General features: G+C 73.2%; 14 protein-coding genes. 10 read left to right on the top strand and 4 right to left on the bottom strand.

The features are described 5' to 3' along the window. The first annotated feature begins 51 nt into the window (after positions 1-51). Positions 52-564 carry an EF-hand domain-containing protein gene (locus tag J2N69_RS15685; RefSeq protein WP_230901324.1) on the top strand — a complete coding sequence of 171 codons (513 nt, stop codon included), beginning with the start codon at positions 52-54 and terminating at the stop codon, positions 562-564. A gap of 8 nt (positions 565-572) precedes the next feature. On the opposite strand, the gene J2N69_RS15680 is transcribed toward J2N69_RS15685, so the two are convergent. Continuing rightward, complete coding sequence (locus tag J2N69_RS15680) at positions 573-2,150, bottom strand: class I adenylate-forming enzyme family protein (protein ID WP_230901323.1); 1,578 nt, start codon at positions 2,148-2,150, stop codon at positions 573-575. Between the two features lie 189 nt (positions 2,151-2,339). Here J2N69_RS15680 and J2N69_RS15675 point away from each other — a divergent pair, with 189 nt between their 5' ends. The 4 genes from J2N69_RS15675 (at position 2,340) to J2N69_RS15660 (ending at position 6,439) form a co-directional block, all read left to right on the top strand. Further along, positions 2,340-3,533 (top strand): amidohydrolase family protein, encoded by a 1,194-nt coding sequence (locus J2N69_RS15675; RefSeq protein ID WP_230901322.1) that lies wholly within the window; start codon positions 2,340-2,342, stop codon positions 3,531-3,533. Between the two features lie 7 nt (positions 3,534-3,540). Continuing rightward, complete coding sequence (locus J2N69_RS15670; protein ID WP_230901321.1) at positions 3,541-4,683, top strand: acyl-CoA dehydrogenase family protein; 1,143 nt, start codon at positions 3,541-3,543, stop codon at positions 4,681-4,683. 8 nt (positions 4,684-4,691) lie between these two features. Then, entirely contained in the window at positions 4,692-5,540 is an 849-nt protein-coding gene (locus J2N69_RS15665) for an acyl-CoA dehydrogenase family protein (protein ID WP_230901320.1), read from the top strand. A gap of 410 nt (positions 5,541-5,950) precedes the next feature. Continuing rightward, a complete protein-coding gene (locus tag J2N69_RS15660; protein WP_127908641.1) occupies positions 5,951-6,439 on the top strand; it encodes an ATP-binding protein in 489 nt (162 codons plus the stop codon). A 401-nt stretch (positions 6,440-6,840) separates the two neighbouring features. Here the strand turns inward: J2N69_RS15660 and J2N69_RS15655 are convergent, their stop codons facing one another. Beyond that, positions 6,841-7,767 (bottom strand): cyclase family protein, encoded by a 927-nt coding sequence (locus J2N69_RS15655; protein WP_230901319.1) that lies wholly within the window; start codon positions 7,765-7,767, stop codon positions 6,841-6,843. A gap of 83 nt (positions 7,768-7,850) precedes the next feature. On the opposite strand from J2N69_RS15655, the gene J2N69_RS15650 reads away from it, so the two are divergent. From J2N69_RS15650 to J2N69_RS15635, 4 genes are all read left to right on the top strand, one after another. After that, positions 7,851-8,762, top strand: a complete 912-nt coding sequence (locus tag J2N69_RS15650) for an SDR family NAD(P)-dependent oxidoreductase (protein WP_230901318.1) — start codon at positions 7,851-7,853, stop codon at positions 8,760-8,762. An 18-nt stretch (positions 8,763-8,780) separates the two neighbouring features. Further along, positions 8,781-9,986 (top strand): acyl-CoA dehydrogenase family protein, encoded by a 1,206-nt coding sequence (locus tag J2N69_RS15645; protein ID WP_230901317.1) that lies wholly within the window; start codon positions 8,781-8,783, stop codon positions 9,984-9,986. 10 nt (positions 9,987-9,996) lie between these two features. Further along, on the top strand, positions 9,997-11,052 hold the full coding sequence (locus tag J2N69_RS15640; protein ID WP_230901316.1) for a Zn-dependent alcohol dehydrogenase: 1,056 nt from the start codon (positions 9,997-9,999) through the stop codon (positions 11,050-11,052). 333 nt (positions 11,053-11,385) lie between these two features. Next, entirely contained in the window at positions 11,386-12,627 is a 1,242-nt protein-coding gene (locus tag J2N69_RS15635; protein ID WP_230901315.1) for an MFS transporter, read from the top strand. Here the strand turns inward: J2N69_RS15635 and J2N69_RS15630 are convergent. Beyond that, positions 12,559-13,566, bottom strand: coding sequence for a GlxA family transcriptional regulator (locus J2N69_RS15630; RefSeq protein WP_230901314.1), 1,008 nt, complete (start codon positions 13,564-13,566; stop codon positions 12,559-12,561). The genes J2N69_RS15635 and J2N69_RS15630 overlap by 69 nt on opposite strands. Before the next feature lie 70 nt (positions 13,567-13,636). Here J2N69_RS15630 and J2N69_RS15625 point away from each other — a divergent pair, with 70 nt between their 5' ends. Beyond that, on the top strand, positions 13,637-15,004 hold the full coding sequence (locus J2N69_RS15625; RefSeq protein ID WP_408056737.1) for an MFS transporter: 1,368 nt from the start codon (positions 13,637-13,639) through the stop codon (positions 15,002-15,004). Here the strand turns inward: J2N69_RS15625 and J2N69_RS15620 are convergent. After that, a complete protein-coding gene (locus J2N69_RS15620) occupies positions 14,994-15,614 on the bottom strand; it encodes a flavin reductase family protein (protein ID WP_230901313.1) in 621 nt (206 codons plus the stop codon). The genes J2N69_RS15625 and J2N69_RS15620 overlap by 11 nt on opposite strands. Positions 15,615-15,713: the final 99 nt, after the last annotated feature.

The raw sequence follows: 15,713 nt of genomic DNA, 5'->3' as shown, positions 1-15,713 counted from the left end.
CCCACCCCCTGACGTGCACCCAACCCGCGGAAGTGAGGCGGCCCGAAGACCATGGACAGTGCCGAGTACGAGCGTAGGATCGCCGCCCGGTTCGCCACCTTCGACCAGGACGGCAACAAGTACATCTCCCGTGAGGACTTCAGCACGGCGGCGGCCGCCCTGTGCAAGGAGTTCGGCGTGACGGCGCGGTCCGACAAGGGCCAGGCGCTCTACATCGGCGCCGAGGCGTTCTGGCAGGGCATGGCCGGGATCGCGGACCGCGACGGGGACCAGCGGATCACCCAGGGCGAGTTCGTGGGCGGCGCGGTGAAGCGGCTGCGGGACAACCCGGAGCGGTTCGGCGAGATCGCCCGGCCCTTCCTGCACGCCGCGATCGGCATCGCGGACTCCGACGGCGACGGGGCGGTGGCCCCGGACGAGGTCCAGCGCGCGCTCAAGGCGCTCGGCGTGCCCGAGGAGCTGGCGGCGACGACGGCCGCCGGGCTCGACGCCGACGGGGACGGCAAGGTCGCCGAGCAGGAGATCGTGCGGGCGTTCGCGCAGTACTTCACGGTCCCCGAGTGAGGGCCCCGTCACCGGCCTCGGGCCGGTGAGAACCGCTCCCGCAGCTTGTACTTGAGGACCTTGCGCAGCGTCTCGTTGCGGGGGAGGGCCTCGACCACCTCCAGCCGTTCCGGCAGCTTGTGGGTGGCGAGGCCTTCCCCGCGCAGGTACGAGGTGACCGCGTCCAGGGTCAACACCGGCCTCCCCGGCCGCTGTTCGACGACCGCGCAGACCCGCTCCCCGCGCTCGGGGTCGGGCAGTCCGACGACCGCCGCGTCGGCGACGGCCGGATGCCGGTGGAGCAGGTCCTCGATCTCCTTGGCGGAGATGTTCTCGCCCTTGCGGATGATGATGTCCTTGGCCCGCCCGGTGAGGACCAGGTGGCCGCTGGGTGTGAGGTGGCCGAGGTCGCCGGTGATCAGGAAGCCGTCGGTGTCGAACGCGGGCGCGTTCTGGGCCGGGTCCAGATAGCCCTGGCAGACCGCCTCTCCGCGTAGCCGTATCTCGCCGTCCGTGCCCGGGGGCAGCGCCTCGCCGTCGGTGCCGGTGACGCGGATCTCCATGCCGGCCGGGGGCCGTCCCTCGGTCGTCGCCAGGTTCTCGGCCGTGTCGTCCGGGTCGCCCATGGTGATCATCGGGACCTCGGTCATGCCGTACCCGTGGGTGAGCCGGCAGCCCATCTCGCGTACGACGGCGTGGTAGATCTCCGGTGGCTTGGGCGCGCCGCCGCCCGCCAGGAGCCGCAGCGTGGGGATGACCTTCTCGCCCGGCGGCAGCTTGCGCTGCTCGGCCAGGAACATCGAGTAGAAGGCCGTCGACCCGCCCGCCACGGTCACGCCGTGCCGCCGGTAGCCGTCGAGCGCGTCCGGCAGCGCGAAGTGCTCGAACATCACCGCGGGGAAGCCGTACAGGAGCAGCATGACCGTGTAGTCGGGGCCCGCGATGTGCGCGTACGGGAAGGCCATCGAGCCGACGTCCGCGGCCGTCGGCCGCAGCGCGTGGGCAAGGCACGAGCCGCCCGCCAGCAGCGAGCGGTCGGTGTGCAGGACGCCCTTGGGGTCGGACGTGGTGCCGGACGTCCAGTAGATCCAGCGGACGGATGTGCCCTCGGAGGGCGGTGGGGGCAGGGCGGCCGGATCGGCGTCGGGCAGTTCCCCGTACGCCTCGAAGACGCCCTTGGCGCCGAGCCGCCGTGCCATCCGGGTGTGGTCGAAGCCGCGCCACACCCCGGGCACCGCGAAGAACTCCGCCTGGGACTTCCGGAGCGCGAAGCCGACCTCGCGCTCGCGGTAGAAGGGGATGACCGGGGATTGGACGGCGCCGAGGCGGGCCAGGGCGAAGGAGAGCACGGCCGTCTCGACGCGGGTGGGCAGTTGCCAGGCGACGACGGTGCCGGGGCGCACCCCCATGCCGTACAGCCCGGCGGCGACGCGTTCGGCGCGCTCGCGCAGGGCACCGAAGGTGAGCGTGCGGTCGTCGGCGGGGTCGGGGGCGGCCTGGATGAGGACGGGCGCGTCGGGGGTGAGGGCGGCGCGGCGCTCGACCAGCTCCCAGAGCGTGCGGGAGGCGCCCAGTTCGTACGGGGTCTCGTGCCGTGCGGTGCTCATGTGGTCCCCCCCGGGCGGCCAGGAACGGACGGACGGGCCAGGTGACTGATGACTCGTCAGATGGTGCGCAGAGCGTAGGCGTCGGCGCCTTGTCGGTCCATAGGCGCGGGGCTAGCCTACTTTCTGACGGGTCATCAGATAGCCGGGACGCCGGAGGGATGACCCCCTTTCTCGCACGGAGGGGACACCATGACCGAGCTGCCTCGGATCGTCAGCGTCGACGACCACGTGATCGAACCCGCGCACCTCTTCGAGACCTGGCTGCCCGCCAAGTACCGCGACCGCGGCCCCAAGCCCCTGACCGCCGGGATCGGCGAACTCGCCTACGTGGGCGGCAAGTACCGGATCACCATGGACCCCGAGGGGCCGCCCACCGACTGGTGGATCTACGAGGACCTCACGTTCCCGTACAAGCGCAACATCGCCGCCGTCGGCTTCGACCGCGACGACATGACCCTGGAGGGCATCACCCGCGAGGAGATGCGGCGCGGCTGCTGGGACCCCGTCGCCCGCCTCGCGGACATGGACCTCAACCACGTCGAGGCCTCCCTGTGCTTCCCCACCTTCCCGCGCTTCTGCGGCCAGACCTTCGCCGAGGCCCACGACAAGGAGGTCGCCCTCGCCTGCGTCCGCGCGTACAACGACTGGATGGTCGAGGAGTGGTGCGGCGACAGCGGCGGACGGCTCATCCCGCTCTGCATCATCCCGCTGTGGGACATCGGCCTCGCGGTCGCCGAGATCCGGCGGAACGCGGCGCGCGGCGTACGCGCCGTCACCTTCTCCGAGATCCCGACCCACCTGGGGCTGCCCTCCATCCACTCCGGCTACTGGGACCCGTTCTTCGCGGTCTGCCAGGAGACCGGCACGGTCGTGAACATGCACATCGGATCGTCCTCCCAGATGCCCGCCGCCTCCCCGGACGCCCCGCCCGCCGTCCAGGCCGCGCTCTCCTTCAACAACGCCATGGCGTCGATGACGGACTTCCTCTTCAGCGGCGTCCTCGTGAAGTTCCCGGCGCTCAAACTGGCCTACTCGGAGGGTCAGATGGGCTGGATTCCGTACGCCCTGGAGCGCGCCGACGACGTGTGGGAGGAGCACCGCGCGTGGGGCGGCGTGAAGGACCTGATCCCCGAGCCCCCGTCGACGTACTACTACCGGCAGATCTTCTGCTGCTTCTTCCGCGACAAGCACGGCGTGGCCTCCCTGGACGTCGTCGGCCGGGACAACGCCACCTTCGAGACCGACTACCCGCACGTCGACTCGACCTTCCCGCACACCAAGGAGGTCGCCCTCGACCACGTCAAGGGCCTCGACGACGAGACGACGTACAAGCTGATGCGCGGCAACGCCATCCGCATGCTCGGCCTGGACCTGGACAAGTAGGCCGCGCGTGGACCTCACGTACACCGAGGAGGAGGAAGCCTTCCGGGCGGGACTGCGGGAGTGGCTCGCGGCCGCGCTCCCGAAGCTCCCCGCCAGGCCCTCGCCGCAGGACTGGCCCGCCCGGCGCGCGTACGACACCTCCTGGCAGCGCATGCTGTACGACGCCGGCTACGGCCACGTCCACTGGGACGCCTCTCCCACACAGCGGCTGATCTTCCTGGAGGAGACCGAGCAGGCGGGCGCCCCCTACGTGGGCGCCAATTTCGTCGGCCTGTTGCACGCGGGCCCCACCATCGCCTCCGAAGGCACCCCCGAGCAGCGCGCGCGGTGGCTGCCGCCCGTGCTGCGCGGCGAGGAGGTGTGGTGCCAGGGGTTCAGCGAACCGGACGCGGGCTCCGACCTCGCGTCGCTGCGCACGCGCGCGTGGCGCGAGGGCGACCACTACGTGGTGAGCGGGTCCAAGATCTGGACCTCGCACGCGGAGGTCGCCGACTGGTGCGAGCTGCTTGTCCGGACGACCCCGGTGAGCGAGGCCGTGCCCAGACACCGGGGCATCACTTGGCTCGCGATGCCGATGGACGCCCCCGGGATCACCGTGCGCCCGCTGCGGACGCTGGCCGGGTCGGCCGAGTTCGCGGAGATGTTCCTCGACGAGGTGCGGGTGCCGGTGGCCCACCGCGTCGGCGACGAGAACGACGGCTGGCGCGTGACCATGGTGACCCTCTCCTACGAGCGCGGCACCGCCTTCGTGGGGGAGGTGGTGGCCTGCCGCCGGGTCCTCGGGGAGATCGCCCGTGAGGCCCGCGCCAACGGCCGCTGGGACGACACGGCGCTGCGGCGCAGGCTCGGGCGGCTCGCGGCGGAGTTCACGGCGCTGTGGCGGCTCACGCAGTGGAACGTGAGCGAGGCGCAGCGCACGGGCGGGGTGCCCGGGGTGGGCGGCTCGGTCTTCAAGCTGCGGTACTCGCACGCCCGCCAGGAGCTGTACGACGCCGCCGCCGAGGTGCTCGGCGCGGGTGCGCTGGACCTCGGGCACGCGTGGACCCTGGACCGGCTGTCCTCCCTGTCGTACACGATCGCCGCGGGGACCTCGCAGATCCAGCGGAACATCGTGGCCGAGCGGATTCTCGGCCTCCCTAAGGGGCGGTGAGGGACGGTATGGATTTCCAACTCAGCGACGACCAGCGTGCCTTGCGTTCCGGGATGCGGGACATCCTGGCGGGGCGGTTCTGTCTGCGGGACACCGTCGACTCTGTGGACCGCGTCGACCGGGCCCTGTGGAAGGAGCTGGGCGAGGCCGGCTTCTTCTGCCTGGCCCTGCCCGAGGAGCGCGGGGGCGTCGGACTGGGGCTGCCGGAAGCCGTACTGGCCTTCGAGGAGGCGGGCCGGGCCCTGCTGCCCGGCCCCGCGGTGGCGTCCTTCCTGGCGGCGGGGGAGGTGGAGGGCGCCGCGACCGGGGACACCGTCGTCACCGCCATCGACGGGACGCTCGTGCCGTGGCTGGCGGAGGCGGACGCCGTCCAGGGGGACGTGAGCGGGGCCGTCGCCCTGCGCTCCGTCGACCCGCTGACGCCGCTGCACCGCGTGCCCGGCCCGCCGCGCCCCGGCCGGGGCGCGCTGCTGTACGCCGCCGAGCAGCTCGGCAGCGCCGCCCGGACCTGCGACATGGCCGTCACCCATGCCCGCGGGCGGGAACAATTCGGGCGGCCCATCGGGGCGTTCCAGGCCGTGCAGCACCTCTGCGCGCGGATGCTGGTGCGCGCCGAGGTGGCCCGGGCCGCCGTGTACGCCGCCGCCGTGACCGGGGACACGCGCGAGATCCGCGGCGCCAAGCTGCTGGCCGACGACGCCGCCGTACGCAACGCCCGCGACTGTCTCCAGGTGCACGGCGGCATGGGGTTCACGTGGGAGTCGGACGTGCATCTGCATCTGAAGCGGGCCTGGGTCCGCGCCGAGCTGGGACAATGCACCGTCGAGGCCGAGGAGGCGCTCGCTGACGCACTGTGACGGGGGAGGGGCGGCGGATGGTCACGCTACGCAGTGTTGACGGAGCGCCGATACCGGGTTGTGTCCTGCGCGGGACTCGTCACGGCACGGAGTCGGTGTCCGCCTCTAGTACCTTGTGTGAGATGCGAGTGGTTCTGAGACCGAGCCCTCCCGGTGTCGCCCCCGCGGCGGCTCCGGGCCAGGCGATGCGTGCCGCTCGCGGTGCGGGACCGGGTCTCGTGCCCGTCTGTTCGACCCCCCGCGTTACGCGTCGCACAGTATGCGGCACGCGTACTCCTTCGCGCTGGAATATGCCCGAAGCGCTTGTTGGGGTGACTGAACGTCAATCATGCTGTCTCCCAAGGGGATCACGTTCCGTGACCCCGTGGAGTCGCGAGGCGATGTGTCCGCCGGTTCGGATGGTGTGAGCGGTGCAGGTGCTTCAAGTTCAGCTGGAGGTCGGGGCCGACCCCGCGGAGGTGGGGCGGGCCAGGAGATGGGCCCGTTCCCGACTGGCGGGCTCGGGCATAGAAGCCGACGAGCCGGTGGCCGAGACGCTGATCCTGCTGATCTCGGAACTCGTCACCAACGCCGTGGTGCACACGGGCTGTCCGGCGGTCCTGCGCATGTGCCTGCCCGGGGTGCCCGACGACGCGCCGGGGACGGTCCGGGTGGAGGTGGCCGACCGCAGCGCCCGCCCGCCCCGGCAGCGGCACGCGGACGGTGACGACACCAACGGCCGCGGCCTGGAACTCGTCGACGGGCTCGCCGACCGCTGGGGCTGGCAGCCCGAGGGCGGCGGCAAGAGCATCTGGTGCGAGGTCGACCGGTGTGACGCCGGGGTCGCCGCGGTGACCTTCGACGGGGCGTCGTACGACGACACGGACGCCGACGCCGACGTGGCGTACGAAGCCGTCTGACGCCGCCTGAGGCTGCCTGACGCCGTCTGAGGCCGCCTGAAGCCTCGGCAGGGGTCCTTCCGGGCCTGAGCCCGGATGCGCCGTCGTGTGCCACGATGCGCGCGCCCGTGCGCGGGTGAGATAAATCGGGCATAGACCGCTAATCCCCGGCAGGGTGTTGACGTACCGTGTCCGATTGATCACGCTTGTGTGCAGCGATTCGCCGCGAGGGGACGTCGAGGGCGCTCGGTGACGGAGGCCCTTGACGAGATGTGGGTCGCGTTGTCGGCGTCGGTCCCCTCGGGGTGATGAGGGGCAGTGTCGAGCGCCGAGCCGGATGGCGGCGCGCGGCATCGCGCTCGGGGCGGAAGCCGACGCGCCGCCGTTCCGTCCGCCCTTCCCGCCGCCGAGGGTCGGCGGCGTCACAGCACCGCCACCGGCGCCACGGGCGTCCCCGTCCCGCCGACGAACGGCTCGGGCATGGCGGAGAGCAGGAAGGCGTAACGGCCCTCTTCCGCACAGGCTGTGGACAACTTCTCCAGATCCCAGTTCTGCCCCTGCGTCAGCCCCATCTCGACCAGGTGGAGCGCGTGCACGGGCAGCCACAGGCCCTCGATCTCCGGCGGGAAGATCTCGAAGGTCAGGGTGTCGCCGGCGACCGCCGCCACGTCCCGGGCGTGGAACCACTCCGGCGTGCGCACCGAGAGGCCGGGGGACGGGTGGCCGTACATGTGCCGGTCGCCCGCCAAGTAGACCTGGATCTGGCCGGTGCGGACGAGGGCGATGTCGCCGCGGCGGACCGTGACGCCGCCGAACTCCGCCGCCTCGTCCAGGTCTTCGGGGCTCACGGCGTGATCACCCGGCAGCCGGCCGAGCCCCTTGGCGCGGGCCACGTCCAGCAGGACGCCGCGCGAGACGATGTACGGGACCTTCTCGATGCCGCTGAACCGGGCGCCCGTGTGGGCGGTGATGGTGGCGGCGGGGCGGCCGTTGTAGATCTTCCCGGAGTGCGAGACGTGGGTGAGCGCGTCCCAGTGGGTGGCCGTCTGGAGCCCCATCGTCACCGTGTCGTCGCTGGTGGCGACCGTGCCCGGGCCGAACAGCTCCTGGTTGATCTGCACCATGGCGTGCAGGGGATTCACGCGGCCGGGGATCAGGCCCGTCTGCACGCCGTCCTCCTTCAGGGGCAGCGCGAGCGGGACGCGGCGCCCGGAGCGGACCTCGGCGGCGGCCGACCGTACGACGTCGTCGGTGATGAGGTTGAGCGTGCCGATCTCGTCGTCGGCGCCCCAGCGCCCCCAGTTGTTCACGCGTGCGGCGATCTCGTGGAACGCGGCCGGCAGTGACATGAGTCCTCCGCGGGGCTTGTCTTCCGGTGTCCGACGGGCCATAAAATCTAACGGTCCGTCAGAAACCGCGGGAAGGGGCCGGCGTGGGGAACTTCTTGGCAGGCAAGGTGGTGGCCGTCACCGGCGCCGGGCGCGGCATCGGCAGGGCCGTCGCGCTCGCCGCGGCCGCCGAGGGCGCGCAGGTCGTCGTCAACGACTACGGCGTCTCCGTGGCGGGCGGCGAGCCGACCAGCGAGGTGGCCGCCGCCGTGGTCAAGGAGATCCAGGCCGCCGGCGGCGAGGCCGTCGCCGTCGCGGACGACATCTCCACCATGGCGGGCGGGCAGCGGCTCGTCGACGTCGCCCTCGCCGAGTACGGCCGCGTCGACGGCGTCGTGTGCGTCGCCGGCATCCTCCGCGAGCGGATGCTGTTCAACATGTCGGAGGAGGAGTGGGACCCGGTGGTCGCCACCCACCTGAAGGGCACCTTCACCGTCTTCCGGGCCGCCTCGGCGGTCATGCGGAAGCAGGGCTCGGGCACCCTGATCGGCTTCACCAGCGGCAACCACCAGGGGTCCGTCGCGCAGCCCAACTACAGCGCCGCGAAAGGCGGGATCATCTCGCTGGTCCGCAGCGCCGCGCTCGGCCTCCACAAGTACGGGGTGAGCGCCAACGCGGTGGCCCCGGTCGCCCGTACGCGGATGTCGGCGAACGTGCCCATGGAGCTGACGGAGATCGGGGAGCCGCAAGACGTGGCGGCCCTCGTCGTCTACCTGCTCAGCGACCGGGCCCGCGAGGAGCAGATCACCGGGCAGGTCTACACGATCGCCGGGCCCAAGATCGCCGTATGGGCGCAGCCGCGGGAGCTGCGCGCCGGGTACGCGGACGGGGCGTGGACCCCGGAGAAGATCGCCGACTTCCTGCCCGGCACGGTCGGCACCGACCCCATGCCGCTCCTCGCGCAGGTGGAGGCCATGGCCAGGGCGGCGGCCGACGCGGCGCGGCCGAACGCCTAGGCGGGGGAGGGGTGGGCTGTGGACTTCGGCTTCGGGCCGGACGACGAGGCGTTCCGTACGGAGGCGCGGAGCTGGCTCGCGGCGCACCTCGCGGGCGGCCATGAGGGGGTGCGCGGGCGGGGCCGCCCCGGCAGCGAACACGAGGCGGTGACCGAACGCCGGGCCTGGGAGCGGGAGTTGGGGCGCGGCGGCTGGATCGGCCTCGGCTGGGACAGCGACGCGTACGGCAACCGGCGGGCCACGCTCACCCAGCAGGTCGTGTGGGCCGAGGAGTACGCACGCGCGCGGGCGCCCGGCCGCTGCGGGCACATCGGCGAGAACCTGCTCGCGCCGACGCTCCTGGCGTACGGCAGCGAGGAGCAGTGCGCCGAGTTCCTGCCGTCGATCGCCCGGGGCGAGGCGCTGTGGTGCCAGGGGTACAGCGAGCCGGACGCCGGGTCCGACCTCGCCGGGGTGCGGACGCGGGCCGTGCGGGACGGGGACACGTACGCCGTCACCGGCCAGAAGGTCTGGACGTCGCTGGCGCGCGAGGCCGACTGGTGCTTCGTGCTGGCGCGCACGGAGGAGGGGGCGCGGGGGCACCGGGGGCTGTCGTTCCTGCTGGTGCCGATGGACCAGCCGGGGCGGGTGGAGGTGCGGCCCATCCGGCAGCTGACCGGGACCAGCGAGTTCAACGAGGTCTTCTTCGACGGCGCACGCGCGCGTGCCGCCCATGTGGTGGGAGGCGCCGGGCAGGGGTGGCGGGTCGCCATGGGGCTGCTCGGGTTCGAGCGGGGCGTCTCGACCCTGGCGCAACAGATCGGCTTCGCACAGGAGTTGGCGGCCGTGGTGCGGGAGGCGGTCGCCACGGGGGCGGTGCGGGACGCCGTGGTGCGGGAGCGGCTGGAGCGGTCGTGGGCGGAGCTGCGGGTGATGCGGTGGAACGCGTTGCGGACGCTGGGGGGCGGGAGCGCGGTAGCGGCCGGGGCGCCGAGTGTGGCCAAGCTGTTGTGGGGGCGGTGGCATCAGCGGCTCGGGGAGCTGGCCGTGCTGGTGCGGGGCGCGGCGGGTGCCGTCGGGCCGGCGGACTGGTCGGCGCGGGCCCCGTACGAACTCGACGCAGCGCAGCGGCTCCATCTGTTCACCCGCGCCGACACCCTCTACGGCGGCTCGGACGAGGTACAGCGCAACATCATCGCCGAGCGTGTGCTCGGCCTGCCGAGAGAGGCCAGGGGGCCTCGGTGAGGGGTGCGTGGTGAGAGGTGTCGTCTTCGACGGGGAGCGGGCCGAGGTCGTGACGGACCTGGACGTACGGGACCCGGGGCCCGGTGAGGTGCTGGTCGCGGTGGCCGCCGCCGGGCTGTGCCACAGCGACCTGTCCGTCATCGACGGGACCATTCCGTTCCCGTCGCCCGTCGTCCTCGGGCACGAAGGGGCGGGCGTGGTGGAAGCGGTGGGCGCCGGAGTCACGCATGTGGCCCCCGGGGACCATGTGGCGCTGTCCACCATCGCGAACTGCGGTGCCTGCGGTGAGTGCGGGCGGGGGCGGCCGACCATGTGCCGAGGGGCCATCGGGTGGCCCGGGCAGCCGTTCTCGCGTGGCGGCGCGCCGGTGTACCAGTTCGCGGCCAGCTCCGCCTTCGCCGAGCGGACCCTCGTCAAGGCCGTGCAGGCCGTGAAGATCCCGGACGACGTGCCGCTGACGTCCGCGGCGCTGATCGGGTGCGCGGTGGTGACGGGCGTGGGGGCCGTGCTGAACCGGGCCCGGGTGGCCGCCGGGGAGACCGTGGTCGTCATCGGTACGGGCGGTATCGGGCTCAACGTGCTGCAGGGCGCCCGGATCGCCGGCGCCTCGGTCGTCGTCGCCGTCGACGCCAACCCCGAGAAGGAGGCCGTGGCCCGGCAGTTCGGCGCCACGCATTTCTTCCCGTCGACGTCGGCGGAGGGCGTGCGGGAGGTGCTGCCGCGGGGGGCCGACCATGCCTTCGAGTGCGTGGGGCGGGTGTCGCTGGTACGGGAGGCCGTGGACCTGCTGGATCGGCATGGGCAGGCGGTGCTGCTCGGGATGCCGGGGGCGGCCGAGGAGGCGTCCTTCGTGGTCGCCTCGCTCTTCCTGGACAAGGCGATTCTCGGCTGCCGGTACGGGAGTTCGGCACCACAGCGGGACTTCGCGCTGTACGCGCGGCTGTACGGGGAGGGGCGGCTGCTGCTGGATGAGCTGGTGACGGCGACGTACGCGGTGGAGGACTTCGGGAAGGCGGTGGCGGATGCGGAGGGGGGGAGGGTGGCTCGGGGGGTGCTGATGTTTTGAGCGGGGGTCGGTGGGGGTGGGAGGGGCGGGGCGGTGGCTGTTGTGTGGCCGGGGCGGGCCGCGTGCGTGTTGTGTGGCGGGGACGGTTGTTCGGTGCGGGCCTCGTGCGTGGTCGCCTCGCGGGGTGGGGAGCGGGGCCGCGCCGGTATGTCCGTCCTCGCCATCGCCTGCGTTGCCGCCCTGTGCTTCGGGGCTCCGTGGTCGTGCTTGCTGTGCTCCGGGCGGACATACCGGCACGTCCCCTCCCGTTGGGACGCGAGTGCGGGTGGGTGGGGGCGGGTGTGGCCTGGAAATGGGGTGGGGGGTGTCCGCGGTGGCGTTTAGCTTCGGGGGATGAGTTATCGCGAGGTTGTTTCCGGTGGTGTCGTCCGGTGGGGGGCCGTGGCCGTGGGGGCGCGGATGCCCGTGGCCGCGGCGCCGCTCGCCCTGGTGTTCCTCGTACGGGAGCGGCCCGGAGGGTACGCCCTCGGTGCCGTGCTCGCCGCCGTGTACGTGGTGGGCGAGATCGTCGGCGCGCCGCTCCTCGGGATGCGGATGCGGCCCGAGCGGGCCCGGCCGCAGCTGGCGTGGGGCCTGGCCGGGGGCGCGGTCGCGTTCGGGGCGCTGGGTCTGCTGCCGGAGGCTCATCCGGTGGTGCTGGGGGCGTTCGCCTTCCTCGCCGGGGCCGCGCCCGCCGCCGCCCCCGGCGGGCTGCGTGCCCTGCTGACCGGCATGGTGCCGGACAAGGCCGTCGCCCAGGCCCTGTCCCTGGAGTCGATCCTGACCTTCGGCATCTGGGCGGTGGCGCCCGCCGCCGTGACCGGCCTCGCGCTCGGCGTCTCACCGGCGCTGCCCCTGGTGGCGGCCGGGGTGCTGATGGCCGCCGCCGTGGCCGGGCTGTGGCTGCTGCCCGAGGGGTGGCACTCGGACGCCGACGACCGGGGCGGGGAGTCCATGGCGCGCATCCTCGTACGGGCCTGGCCGATCTTCGTGACCGGCGCGGCCAGCCTGTCGATGCTCGCGCTCGCCGAACTGGTCCTGCCCGCCCTGCTGGAGCAGCGCGGCATCGCGGTGGGCTGGGCGGGGCCGCTCCTCGCGGTGCTCGCGGTGGGCTCCGCGGTGGGGTCGTTCGTGTACGGACTGCGGACCTGGCCGGGCCGCCTGCGGACGCAGAGCATGGTGCTGATGTTCGCCGTCTCGGCCTGCCTGGCCGCCGTCGCCGTACTGCCGGGCGTGGGAGGGCTGCTCGCCGTCCTGGGGGTGGCCGGGGTGCTCCAGGCGGGGGCCATGCTCACCCGGAACCTGTCGCTGCGCGAGGTGCTGCCGCCCAGCGCCCTGGCCGCCGGCTACTCGGTGATGTACGCCGCCGTGGGCGCCGGGTACGCGGCGAGCGGCTCGCTGGCGGGCGGCCTGCTGAGCGTGGTGTCGCCGTCCACGGCGATCCTGGCGGGGGTCGGTCTCGGCGTGCTGCTGACCGTCGTCGGGGTGCTCGGCGAGGTGAAGCCGGCCGCGTCCCCCGGTGTGGTCTCAGCCGGCGGCGACGTCGCGGAACGTACGGCGGTAGGTGGTGGGGGTGACGCCGAGCGCGGCCTGTAGGTGCTGGCGCATCGACTGGGCCGTGCCGAAGCCCGCCTCCCGCGCCACCTGGTCGACGGAGAGATCGCTGGACTCCAGCAAGTGCCGTGCCCGCTCGACGCGTTGCTGCGTCAGCCACTGGCCGGGGCTGATGCCGACCTCCTCGCGGAAGCGGCGCGTGAAGGTGCGCACCGACATCGCCTCCTGCGCCGCCATGTCCCGTAGCCGCAGCGGCTGGTCGAGGCGGCCCAGCGCCCAGGCCCGCGCCGACCGGGTGGTGGCCAGCTGCGGTTCGGGGACCGGGCGCTGGATGTACTGGGCCTGGCCGCCGTCGCGGTGCGGCGGTACGACGGTCAGGCGCGCCACTTCGTTGGCGACCGCCGTGCCCTGGTCACGGCGGACGAGATGGAGGCAGAGGTCGACGCCCGCGGCCACACCCGCCGACGTCAGCACCTCGCCGTCGTCGATGAAAAGGACGTCCGCGTCGACCTTGACGTTCGGGAAGAGCCGCTGGAAGTGATCAGCCGACGCCCAGTGCGTGGTCGCCGGGCGCCCGTCGAGGAAGCCGGCGGCGGCGAGGACGTACCCGCCCGTGCAGATCGAGACCAGGCGGGTGCCCGGCCGGATGCCGGCCAGCGCGGCGGCCAGTTCGCCGGTGAGCCGCCCCTCCTCGTAGACCGGGCCCAGTTCGTACGACGCGGGGACCACGACGGTGTCGGCGGTGGCCAGCGCCGCGGGGCCGTGTTCGACGAGGATCGTGAAGTCGGCGTCCGTGCGGACCGGGCCGGGCGGCCGGACGGAGCAGGTCACGACCTCGTAGAAGAGGCGTCCCGCGGCGTCGCGCGCGCGGCCGAAGATCCGCTGCGGGATGCCCAGTTCGAAGGGGATCACGCCGTCAAGGGCGAGGACCACGACGCGGTGCCGGGGTGGTTCGGCGCGGGATGCTCCGGTGTCGGCCATGGCCCGATCCTATCGAACGCTGTCCCCCGGGCCACTCGTCCGGGCAGGGGCGGCCGCCGACTCTTGTGACGTGAACCAGACAACCGAGCCGGGCGCCGAGACGGGCGGGACCGGCACAGTGGGCGGCGCCGATGCCCGGGTGGGCGCGACGGCCGCGCCGCCCGAGACCCCCGGCCGCCGCCCTCCCCGTATCCACCGCGCGTGGTTCGTCGCCGCCGTCACCTTCGTGACGATCATCGGCGCCGCCGCGTTCCGGTCGCTGCCGAGCCTCCTCATCGACCCGCTGCACGACGACTTCGGCTGGTCGCGCGGGACCATCGGGCTCGCGGTCTCCATCAACCTGGCGCTGTACGGGCTCACCGCGCCGTTCGCCGCCGCGCTGATGGACCGCTTCGGCATCCGCAGGGTCGTCGCGGCCGCCCTCACCGTGATCGCCCTGGGCTCCGGGCTGACCGTGTGGATGAACCACGCCTGGCAACTGCTGCTCTACTGGGGGCTGCTCGTCGGGCTCGGCTCCGGTTCGATGGCGCTCGCCTTCGCCGCGACCGTCACCAACCGCTGGTTCACCGAGCGGCGCGGCCTGGTCACCGGCATCCTCACGGCCGCCTCCGCCTCCGGGCAGCTGATCTTCCTGCCGCTGCTCGCCTGGATCGTCGAGACCTACCGGTGGCGGCCCGCCGCCGTGACGGTCGCGCTCGCCGCCCTCGTCGTCGTCCCCTTCGTATGGCTGCTGCTGCGCGACCACCCGGCCGACGTCGGCCTGAAGCCGTACGGGGCCAAGGAGTTCGTCGCGAAGCCGCCGCCCGTCCCCGGGGCCGCCCGGCGCACGATGGCCGTGCTCTTCAAGGCGGCCCGCACCGGACCGTTCTGGCTGCTCGCGGGCAGCTTCGCGATCTGCGGGGCCTCGACGAACGGCCTGATCCAGACCCACTTCGTGCCCGCCGCGCACGACCACGGCATGCCCGTCAGGGCCGCCGCCGCGCTGCTCGCCGTCATCGGCGTCTTCGACATCGTGGGGACGGTCGCGTCCGGCTGGCTCACCGACCGCTTCGACGCGCGGCGCCTGCTCGCCGTCTACTACGCGCTGCGCGGCGTCTCGCTGCTCTTCCTGCCGATCCTCCTCGCCCCGAACGTCCACCCGCCGATGATCTTCTTCATCGTCTTCTACGGCCTGGACTGGGTCGCCACCGTCCCGCCGACCCTCGCGCTCTGCCGCGAGCAGTACGGCGACGACAGCGCCATCGTCTTCGGCTGGGTCCTGGCCTCGCACCAGGTCGGCGCCGCCGTCGTCGCGTTCCTCGGCGGGGTCGTACGGGACACCTTCGGGTCGTACGACGTCATCTGGTACGCCTCCGGGGCGCTGTGCGCGGCGGCCGCGCTGATGGCGCTGGTGATCCGGCGGCGCGACCCGGCGCACCTCCCGGCCGTCACGGCGTGAAACGGCCGAACCTGCCCTGATGGAAGAGGAGCGGCCCGGTGCCGTCGCCGTCGGCGGTGCCGAGCGCGTCCACCCGGCCCACCACGATGAGGTGATCGCCACCGGTGTGCACCGCCCGGATCGCGCAGTCGACCCACGCGGGGGCGCCGGCCAGGCGGGGCGAACCGGAGACGGGCGCCGCGTCGTACGCCACCCCGGCGAACTTGTCGGCGCCGCTCACGGCGAAGCCCCTGCACAGCTCGCCCTGGCCCGCGCCGAGGATGTTCACGCAGAAGACGCCCGCGCGCGCGATGCGCGGCCACGTCGTCGAGGTGCGCGCCACCATGAAGGTGACCAGCGGCGGGTCCAGGGAGAGCGAGGCGAAGGACTGGCAGGCGAAACCCGCGGGGCCCTCGCCCGCCGCGCAAGGGGGTGCCGTGATCACGGTGACGCCCGTCGCGAAGTTCCCGAGGACGCGGCGGAACTCGCCCGGATCGAGCGGTGCGCGCTCGTCGTCACCGACCGCCCGCAGCTCGGGGCGTGGCAGCGTCTCGAAGGGGCCCGTGGTGGTGGGGGCCCCGACCGACCTGAGGTAGCGGACGGCGGTGGCCGCCATCCCTGCGTGTCCCATCACACCGACCATTGAAGCTGACGGGGCGTCAGATGGGAAGGGCGTGGCGGGCCTGGGGCGGGCCTCGGCGGGCCTGTGGCGGGACCCCTCCCGCCCCGC

The sequence above is a fragment of the Streptomyces huasconensis genome, assembly GCF_021028635.1.
GTDB lineage: Bacteria > Actinomycetota > Actinomycetes > Streptomycetales > Streptomycetaceae > Streptomyces > Streptomyces huasconensis.
The sequence above is the reverse complement of the archived record's forward strand: the minus strand, read 5'-3'. Positions and strand labels throughout refer to the sequence as shown.

What these genes read in the sequence shown, in the direction of transcription:
- J2N69_RS15655 (WP_230901319.1), bottom strand. Translation starts at nt 7,767, where the DNA reads ATGTCACTGCCGGCCGCGTTCCACGAGATCGCCGCACGCGTGAACAAC.
- J2N69_RS15620 (WP_230901313.1), bottom strand. Translation starts at nt 15,614, where the DNA reads ATGGGACACGCAGGGATGGCGGCCACCGCCGTCCGCTACCTCAGGTCG.
- J2N69_RS15680 (WP_230901323.1), bottom strand. Translation starts at nt 2,150, where the DNA reads ATGAGCACCGCACGGCACGAGACCCCGTACGAACTGGGCGCCTCCCGC.
- J2N69_RS15675 (WP_230901322.1), top strand. Translation starts at nt 2,340, where the DNA reads ATGACCGAGCTGCCTCGGATCGTCAGCGTCGACGACCACGTGATCGAA.
- J2N69_RS15630 (WP_230901314.1), bottom strand. Translation starts at nt 13,566, where the DNA reads ATGGCCGACACCGGAGCATCCCGCGCCGAACCACCCCGGCACCGCGTC.
- J2N69_RS15635 (WP_230901315.1), top strand. Translation starts at nt 11,386, where the DNA reads ATGAGTTATCGCGAGGTTGTTTCCGGTGGTGTCGTCCGGTGGGGGGCC.
- J2N69_RS15665 (WP_230901320.1), top strand. Translation starts at nt 4,692, where the DNA reads ATGGATTTCCAACTCAGCGACGACCAGCGTGCCTTGCGTTCCGGGATG.
- J2N69_RS15685 (WP_230901324.1), top strand. Translation starts at nt 52, where the DNA reads ATGGACAGTGCCGAGTACGAGCGTAGGATCGCCGCCCGGTTCGCCACC.